This window comes from Neobacillus drentensis, assembly GCF_036962765.1.
Taxonomy (GTDB): domain Bacteria; phylum Bacillota; class Bacilli; order Bacillales; family Cytobacillaceae; genus Neobacillus; species Neobacillus drentensis_C.
On the sequence record NZ_JBALOS010000029.1, the window covers coordinates 1 to 7,347 of the forward strand.

A 7,347-nucleotide genomic window follows, 5' to 3' on the forward strand; every position below is an offset into this window, starting at 1 on the left:
TAGTAAGCCCCCTCGTTATGTAAGCGATTTCATTTTGTTGATTTTATTATAATAATCTATTTAAAATTTTACAACATTTTTAATAGAAGAGGAAAAAAGAAATCTGAGTATTTCATCTTGCATTGATTGCTACATGAAATACTCAAAATCAACTTGGAAACAGGATCATACTCCTATTAATATCCAGTACCTTGGCCGCCAGTAATAATGGCAATACTAGAACTTGCACCAATTCTTGTTGCACCAGCTTGGATTAGTTTTCTAGCAGTATCTAAATCTCTCACACAGGCAGACGCTTTCACACCCATGTCCGGACCTACTGCTTCACGCATAAGTTTAATGTCTTCGGCCGTTGCACATCCAGGGCCAAAACCTGTGGATGTTTTCACAAAGTCTGCACCAGCCATTTTTGCTAGAATACAAGCTTTTTTCTTTTCTTCGATTTCAAGAAGACCTGTTTCAATAATGACTTTTACTGGTGCGTGACCATTCGCCGCTAACACAACACCTTCAATGTCCTTTTTCACAGTCTCGAAATCGCCGGATTTTAGGGCACCAATGTTAATGACCATGTCAATTTCCGTTGCACCGTTTGCAATTGCATCACGAGTTTCCGCACTTTTTACAAATGTGCTCGTTGCCCCAAGTGGAAAACCAACAACAGTGGTGATCCCTACTCCAGAACCTTTTAATTCCTTAGCAGCTGTAGCAACCCAATAAGGATTCACACAGACTGTTGCAAATTTATGTTCTCTTGCTTCTTCACAGAGTTTTACAATTTGGTCTTTGGATGCTTCTGGCTTCAATAACGTATGGTCAATCATACGCGCCACAGATGGACCAGTAATAATATTGGATGATGTTCCTTCTTTATAAGTCACATTTCCAGAAGTTACAGGCTTCACTTCTTTCAACTCTTCTTTATTTGTTAATTGCTGCATAATTTGATTTGTAATTTGTTCTACCAATGCTTCAATTTGCATCGTGCTCACCTCACATTAATATAATCGATCAACAATACCGGCAATGACGGCATCAAAAGAACCATTGGGGTCTTCTAAAATGTCTCTTGCCGATCCACCTTCTTCTATTATCAGAACATAATCGCCGATCCCTGCCGAAAAACGATCAAAGGCAATCATTGAATCACCGCATTCATTGCCTGATGCGTCCACAGGGATGACAACCATGAGCTTTTTATATTGATGACTTGGTGTTTTTATTGTTGATACGACATTTCCAACCACTTTTGCTAGTTTCATTATTTTGCAACAGGAAGAATTTTCTCGATGTCAGAGTGTGGTCTTGGAATAACGTGAACAGATAAGAATTCGCCCACACGCTGCGCTGCATCAGCACCTGCTTCAGTTGCTGCCTTTACCGCACCAACGTCACCGCGAACCATTACACATACTAACCCGCCGCCTACATTCACTTTACCTAGTAATGTAACGTTGGCTGCTTTTGTCATAGCGTCTGCTGCTTCAATTGCCCCTACTAAACCTTTAGTTTCGATCATTCCTAATGCGTTGTTCATATTATATTTCCTCCATTCGATTCGTCACATTATAGTAGTCGATAATCCCTAAGATTCCAGCATCTGATGGAACCAAATCTTTATTAAGCGGTAAGGAAGATTCCCTGCTTTTTGCTAAGTAAACAAGATCTCCTTCTCCTGATTGTCCAATCGTATCTATAGCCACAAGTGGTTTGCCTTTTTCCTTCAATTGATCATCTACTGGTTGGACAATCAGCAGCTTTAAACCTATTAGATTCTCATTTTTATGTGTACAGACCATATTTCCAATCACTTTGGCTACAAACATCTTTCAAACCTGCCTTCTTTTCTATATATATCTGAGTTAAACGCTCCTATTTTTCTATCTAGACTGTTTATCAGCGAATCTCAACCATTTATCAGCGGTAATTTACTTTTATCAGCGATAAATCATTTTTATCAGCGAAACTGAAGGTTTTATCAGCGAATCTCAGATTTAGTGCTAATTACGCCCTAAGAAACGGCTTTCGATTTCCATAATTTTCGTCACACGGCGATCATGACGGCCGCCGGCAAACTCTGTTTCCAACCAAGTCTTAACTAATTGCTTGGCAAGGCCTTCACCAATAAATTGACCACCGATTGATAAAACGTTTGCATTATTATGCTCTTTACTGTTAATAACAGAAGATACGTCCCAACATACAGCACCACGTACACCTGGAATTTTATTCAATACCATCCCGCTGCCAATACCGACACCATCAATCATAATTCCTACATAGCTATCATTCGTTGCGACCGTCTCCCCAACAAGAAAGGCAATATCCGGATAATCAACGGATTCATTTGCTTTACAGCCAAAATCTAAATATTCGTAGCCTAATTCCGTTAAATAGACCTTTAACTTTTCTTTTAGTTCGTATCCACCATGGTCGCAACCTATCGCAACTTTTTTCATGAATTTTGTTCTCCTTTGGCAAATACATTGATAATTGCATCAAAGACTTTTGCGTCTAAGCTCGCACCACCAACCAGCACACCATCAATATCAGGCATTGCACTGTATTCAGCTGCATTGCTTTCATTTGCAGAACCGCCATATAAAATCGAAATATTTTCTGATCTTTGACCCAGTATTTGTTTTAACACGGAACGAATGTACGCGTGTGTTTCTTGAGCTAGTTCAGTTGTGGCTGACTGACCTGTTCCAATCGCCCAAACTGGTTCATACGCAAGAATAAAATGGCTTGAATCAATATCCTTTAAAGCACCGCAAAGTTGCTTATATAAAACCTGCTCCGTCTGCATTGCGTTCTTTTGTCCTAGTGTTTCGCCGATACAGATGATCGGGGTAAGCCCAAATTTGATCGCATGCAGAACCTTTTTGTTGACTAACTCGTCATCTTCAAAAGAGTATTGTCTTCTTTCAGAGTGGCCAATAATCACATATTCACAGCCGACATCTGTCAACATAGCAGCTGATGTTTCACCTGTGTAAGCACCTTTGTCAGCCCAGTGAACATTTTGCCCGCCCAATCCAATCGGCTTACCAGATTGTTTGATCATTAAATGTGACGGGTATAACAGTTGGGCTGGTGGACATATCACTACTGACACGTCAGGGCTGCTGTTTATTTTTTGAAAAAATTCAGCGGTCTCATTTAGGTTCTTGTTCATTTTCCAATTAGCAATCACATATGTTTGCCGATCACTTTGGAGCTGCAGTCCACCTATACTTTGACCAATAACATCTCTAACAAGATTTTTGATATAGCTTTCAATGGATTGTTCCATTTACATTCACCTATTCTGCTTTCGGTAAAATACCTTCTACATCGCCGTTAGGACGTGGAATGACATGTACAGATAGTAGAGTACCTACTCGCTGTGCTGCTTCCGCTCCAGCTTCAGTAGCTGCTTTCACTGCACCTACATCCCCACGGACCATAACAGTTACGATGCCAGCCCCTACTAATTCTCTGCCTACTAATGCAACGTTTGCAGCTTTAACCATCGCATCTGCTGCTTCAATGGCACCTACTAAACCTTTTGTTTCAATCATACCTAAAGCTTCTTGACCCATTTTATTTCCTCCTCTAGTAACCTCTAATTTTGGTTTTTCTTGGTTTTCCAGTTGTTCTTCCTGTGAAGTGACTGTTTTTTCTTCTTTTGCTTTCGCCATATCCTATCACCTCACTATATGATTCTTAATCCATCTACTAAAACGCAGCGGCGCTGACGTGTAAATGTTTTGGCACTGGTCAATCCTTCTCCTGTCGGTCCGGCAATTGTCAATGTAGTAAATCCTTCACTTTCAAAGCCTAATCCTGATACTGATGGACCATTTTTCACAAAAATGGTTGCTTGAATTTCTTGCGCCATCTTGGTTAGGTTCGTAATATTTTGTGAGTGCATAATCGCTGTGTGTCTGTTTCCCTTTTCTGCAATCACCGCAAGCTCGATGGCCTGATCCACATTAGGAACTCTGACGATTGGCAAAATTGGCATTAACATCTCTGTCATCACCAATGGGTGATCCTTAGTGGTTTCAGCAATAATTAACTTCACATTCGGGCTTGCATGAATGCCGGCTGCTTGCAAAATGACAGCAGCGTCTTTCCCAATAAAGTCTCTGTTTGGATAAAACTTATCGTTTTTCTTCACAAGTACTTTCTCAATCAGTTTTTCGAATTGGAAGCCTTTGAGTTCAATTGCACCGTTTTTGACCATTTCTGCTTTCAGGGCATTGGCAACCTTGTCCACAACGAACACTTCTTTTTCAGCGGTGCATAATACGTTGTTGTCAAAGCTAGCCCCCTTGACAATATCTGCTGCAGCCTTTGAGATAATCGCCGTCTCATCCACGACTACCGGTGGATTGCCAGGACCAGCGGCTATGACCTTTTTACCAACTGCCATTGCTGCTTTAACAACAGGACCGCCTCCCGTCACCACAAGTGCATTCACCTGCGGATGATTCATTACTTGAGCCGATGTTTCAAGATTTGGCGCCGCCACAGATGTGAGTGTGTTTTCAGGGCCGCCTGCAGCTACAATCGCTTGGTTAAGAAGTTGAAGCGTTTGAATGGAAACCCGTTTCGCACTTGGATGAGGATTGTAAACAACCGTATTTCCAGCTGCTAATAGAGAAATCGAGTTATTGATGACGGTCGCTGCCGGGTTTGTTGAAGGTGTGATTGAACCAAATACACCGATTGGGGCAAACTCAACCAACGTCAATCCATCATCACCTGAATAGGCAGTGCTGACTAAATCTTCAATACCTGGTGTTTTATTCGCAGCCAACAGAATTTTTGCAATCTTATCTTTTACTCTTCCTAAACCTGTTTCTTCGACAGCAAGTTGTGCTAACTCTTCGGCATGCGCCCGGCTCACAGCTCGCATATTTTCAATCATTTTTTCTCTAATTGATACTGGTAGTTTGCGAAGCTTTTCCCAGGCCAGTCGTGCTGCAGCTGCCGCTTCATCAACCGTTGAAAACACGCCATTGCCTAACTTGACATCATTTTGAGTTGCAGGGGTGTCAGCAGTGATTGCTGTTTGGTTCTGTCCTAGTTGGCTGAGGACTTGTTCAACCATTTTTTTGATATCGGTTTCATTTATTTGCAAGGTTAGTTACCTCCTTTATTAAAGGTTAAGGTCCCTTGGATTTCAATTTGATCAACAATTCCTACGATTGCTGCGTCAACGGGGACACCGTTTGTTATTTCTGTTTGTCTTGCCGAACTTCCGCTGACAAGTAAAACCACTTCGCCCACACCTGATCCAACCGTATCTATCGCAACGAGCGGTTTCCCTTCTTCTTCGATGCTCTTCATATCAAGCGGCTGAACAATCATGAGTTTTTTTCCTTTTAATTTCTCTGCTTTAGTAGTGGAAACAATGGAACCTACCACTTTACAAATGATCATATCGTCCCTCCTTTCGAGGAATCGATCGGTTTAATTTGAATCTTAAATTCTCTTGCCAGATCTTTTGCAGAAGGTGTAACCCGGCTTTTTTCAGTAACTTCAATTTGCTTGAGTCCTTCCTGATAAGCTCTTTCGACATGTTTTGCTAGAATGAGAGGTTGCTTATCCAAGTAGGCTGCATATTTTTCATCGACTGTTTTAACCAACTTGCTTAGCGGTACCCACTTAACCTGATCGGCCTGAATCCTCCTTATGTAGGACTGGATACGTTCTTGGACAGTATGCGGGGCATGGATTTGTTGATACACAGTTGGTTCAACCCCGTTACTTGCAATCACAATCGGTTTTCCTTGTAATTGATATTGGACAGCCACCCACACTGCTGTCTCATCATCCATCGTTAATGCCAGTTTTGAAAGCAATCTATACGAAGCTTGAGGAATAACAAGAACAGACGATTGATGGATCATGGCAGTCAATTCATGTTGTGACATATTCTCAATCAGCACATAGGAAAGCCCTTTCATTTGTTCTTGAAATGACAGCCATTCTTTTGTTAATAGGAAGGTAACATTATAGGTATCCAAAAGTGGAGTAACCGCTTCCAAAACAGTGGCCGGATTAGAAGATTGGTAGCTTAATAGGATCGCTATCGGAACATCCTTTTTCGTGTTCATTTCATCTTTTAAGTAGGATTCAACGACCTGCTGGACAAGCATTTTAACCTGCGTTTTTATATCCACCAGCATTACTCCCCACCTACTTGGTTTGGACTTTTGGCGGCAATAATTTCACCTAATTGCCCATTTTTGATCCCGGCTGCATTTGCTTCATCAAGGTCAATATGCATTTCAAGCTTGTATTTTGGAGAAACACGGATTAAGACATTTGAAAAAATGACCCCGCGGAATCCATCCACTTTTACTTGAACTAGGTCTCCATCCTGAACGCCAAATGTCTCACCATCACTTGTGTGCATATGTATATGGCGAGCGGCACAAATCAATCCTTCACGAATCGTCAGTTGCCCCCGCGGCCCTTGAATGGTTATCGTTTCTGACCCCTTTATATCCCCGGAAATCCGAATGGGCGGCATGACACCTAAGGTAAAACCGTCAAATAATGATACTTCTACCTGTGTAATGCCTCTGGCAGGTCCGAGGACCCGGACATTTGCTATTTTCCCTTTTGGACCGATAAGTGTTACGGTTTCCTTGGCAGCAAATTGGTTTGGCTGTGACAAGTCTTTTAACTTAGTAAGCTCGTAGCCGCGTCCAAACAGTCGTTCCACATGTTCAGGGGATAAATGAATATGCCGGTTAGATGCTGCAATGGGAACCATATTAGATTTCTTGAGAGACTTTTTGACCATTTCTTCGACAATCTCTCTAATCTTGTCTTTATTCATTTTTGTGTTCACCCCCAAAATCAAGTAGTGCCTTGGCCGTATACTGATCGGTTATGAGGACATTGGCATGACGCCCATTAAGTGCTCCATATATCCCTTCTACCTTTGAGTTACCGCCTGCAATGAGGATGCCGTATTCTTTTTCCGCTAAATGAGAGAGTTCGATTCCAATCGTCCGATCGTTCAAAGATGGATGACTAATATGCCCATTGATATCAATAAATCTTGAACATATATCACCAACTGTATTATTTGCCCGCAGAATTTCAATATCACTGTCTAAAAAATATCCTGCATGCATGAGTGTTGATTGTTCACCTGGATCCCCGACAGTAAAAATAGCAATATTTGCCTGTTTGCCTAATTCCAAGATTTTTTTAACATGCCGATCTGCTATGATCGCCTGCTTGACAACAATGTGGTCGACGACTGCAGGTACCTGCAGAAAATGTGGGATCGTATGAAATGCATTAGCAAGACCGTTAATGATTTCTGATGCATACGTA

The 7,347-nt window shown here is 41.6% G+C and carries 12 protein-coding genes; all 12 read right to left on the reverse strand.

Annotated features, from left to right (window positions below):
- Positions 1-176 precede the first annotated feature (176 nt).
- Positions 177-824 (reverse strand): deoxyribose-phosphate aldolase, encoded by a 648-nt coding sequence (gene deoC, locus V7137_RS05015; protein ID WP_335697056.1) that lies wholly within the window; start codon positions 822-824, stop codon positions 177-179.
- Positions 825-998: 174 nt separating this feature from the next.
- Positions 999-1,262, reverse strand: coding sequence for a EutN/CcmL family microcompartment protein (locus V7137_RS05020; RefSeq protein ID WP_335697048.1), 264 nt, complete (start codon positions 1,260-1,262; stop codon positions 999-1,001).
- Entirely contained in the window at positions 1,262-1,537 is a 276-nt protein-coding gene (locus tag V7137_RS05025; RefSeq protein ID WP_218349733.1) for a BMC domain-containing protein, read from the reverse strand. The genes V7137_RS05020 and V7137_RS05025 overlap by 1 nt, the downstream gene beginning before the upstream one ends.
- Before the next feature lies 1 nt (position 1,538).
- Complete coding sequence (locus V7137_RS05030) at positions 1,539-1,826, reverse strand: EutN/CcmL family microcompartment protein (RefSeq protein ID WP_335697049.1); 288 nt, start codon at positions 1,824-1,826, stop codon at positions 1,539-1,541.
- 174 nt (positions 1,827-2,000) lie between these two features.
- Positions 2,001-2,459, reverse strand: coding sequence for a ribose 5-phosphate isomerase B (gene rpiB / locus V7137_RS05035; protein ID WP_335697050.1), 459 nt, complete (start codon positions 2,457-2,459; stop codon positions 2,001-2,003).
- Positions 2,456-3,295 (reverse strand): triose-phosphate isomerase, encoded by an 840-nt coding sequence (tpiA, locus tag V7137_RS05040; protein ID WP_335697051.1) that lies wholly within the window; start codon positions 3,293-3,295, stop codon positions 2,456-2,458. Before tpiA ends, rpiB begins: the two co-directional genes overlap by 4 nt.
- Before the next feature lie 10 nt (positions 3,296-3,305).
- The gene (locus V7137_RS05045; protein ID WP_144548608.1) at positions 3,306-3,584 is read right to left on the reverse strand and encodes a BMC domain-containing protein; all 279 of its coding nucleotides are present in this window, start codon (positions 3,582-3,584) and stop codon (positions 3,306-3,308) included.
- A gap of 113 nt (positions 3,585-3,697) precedes the next feature.
- On the reverse strand, positions 3,698-5,131 hold the full coding sequence (locus V7137_RS05050) for an aldehyde dehydrogenase family protein (RefSeq protein ID WP_335697052.1): 1,434 nt from the start codon (positions 5,129-5,131) through the stop codon (positions 3,698-3,700).
- Positions 5,132-5,133: 2 nt separating this feature from the next.
- Positions 5,134-5,433: a EutN/CcmL family microcompartment protein gene (locus V7137_RS05055; protein WP_218349737.1), complete on the reverse strand. Its 300-nt coding sequence runs from the start codon at positions 5,431-5,433 to the stop codon at positions 5,134-5,136.
- Complete coding sequence (locus V7137_RS05060; RefSeq protein WP_335697053.1) at positions 5,430-6,182, reverse strand: hypothetical protein; 753 nt, start codon at positions 6,180-6,182, stop codon at positions 5,430-5,432. Before V7137_RS05060 ends, V7137_RS05055 begins: the two co-directional genes overlap by 4 nt.
- Positions 6,182-6,841: a phosphate propanoyltransferase gene (gene pduL, locus V7137_RS05065; RefSeq protein ID WP_335697054.1), complete on the reverse strand. Its 660-nt coding sequence runs from the start codon at positions 6,839-6,841 to the stop codon at positions 6,182-6,184. The genes V7137_RS05060 and pduL overlap by 1 nt, the downstream gene beginning before the upstream one ends.
- The coding region (locus V7137_RS05070; protein ID WP_335697055.1) for a sugar-binding transcriptional regulator at positions 6,834-7,347 on the reverse strand (514 nt) is incomplete at its 5' end. The genes V7137_RS05070 and pduL, both read right to left, overlap by 8 nt.

What these genes read in the sequence shown, in the direction of transcription:
- deoC (WP_335697056.1), bottom strand. Translation starts at nt 824, where the DNA reads ATGATTGACCATACGTTATTGAAGCCAGAAGCATCCAAAGACCAAATT.
- V7137_RS05020 (WP_335697048.1), bottom strand. Translation starts at nt 1,262, where the DNA reads ATGAAACTAGCAAAAGTGGTTGGAAATGTCGTATCAACAATAAAAACA.
- V7137_RS05025 (WP_218349733.1), bottom strand. Translation starts at nt 1,537, where the DNA reads ATGAACAACGCATTAGGAATGATCGAAACTAAAGGTTTAGTAGGGGCA.
- V7137_RS05030 (WP_335697049.1), bottom strand. Translation starts at nt 1,826, where the DNA reads ATGTTTGTAGCCAAAGTGATTGGAAATATGGTCTGTACACATAAAAAT.
- rpiB (WP_335697050.1), bottom strand. Translation starts at nt 2,459, where the DNA reads ATGAAAAAAGTTGCGATAGGTTGCGACCATGGTGGATACGAACTAAAA.
- tpiA (WP_335697051.1), bottom strand. Translation starts at nt 3,295, where the DNA reads ATGGAACAATCCATTGAAAGCTATATCAAAAATCTTGTTAGAGATGTT.
- V7137_RS05045 (WP_144548608.1), bottom strand. Translation starts at nt 3,584, where the DNA reads ATGGGTCAAGAAGCTTTAGGTATGATTGAAACAAAAGGTTTAGTAGGT.
- V7137_RS05055 (WP_218349737.1), bottom strand. Translation starts at nt 5,433, where the DNA reads ATGATCATTTGTAAAGTGGTAGGTTCCATTGTTTCCACTACTAAAGCA.
- V7137_RS05060 (WP_335697053.1), bottom strand. Translation starts at nt 6,182, where the DNA reads ATGCTGGTGGATATAAAAACGCAGGTTAAAATGCTTGTCCAGCAGGTC.
- pduL (WP_335697054.1), bottom strand. Translation starts at nt 6,841, where the DNA reads ATGAATAAAGACAAGATTAGAGAGATTGTCGAAGAAATGGTCAAAAAG.